At 46.7% G+C, this 255-nt stretch carries 1 protein-coding gene; it reads right to left on the reverse strand.

Annotation, left to right across the window (positions count from 1 at the left end):
- On the reverse strand, positions 1 to 255 hold a 255-nt coding region (locus tag LF817_RS20125), incomplete at both ends, for a DDE-type integrase/transposase/recombinase (protein ID WP_371925117.1).

The following is a 255-nucleotide window of genomic DNA, read 5'->3' on the forward strand; positions in this document are numbered from 1 at the left end:
AGTGCACGCCCTGGTCCGAGTGAATCAAACATTCGGGGTGAGGGAGAAAGTCCTCGCGTTCCATTAACTTATCAAGTGTGGTGTACACGATATCCATCTTTAAAGAGGTCGAGAGATAGTAAGCCAGGATTTCTCGGGTCGCTCCATCTTTAATGGCGGACAGATAAGCTTTCTGTCCCTTCGCATAATAGATATACGTGATATCTGTTAAGAGGACTCTGTGTGGTTCTTGTTGATCGAACTGACGCTCCAGCT

The sequence above is a fragment of the Halobacillus sp. A1 genome, assembly GCF_024189295.1.
Taxonomy (GTDB): Bacteria; Bacillota; Bacilli; order Bacillales; family Halobacillaceae; genus Halobacillus_A.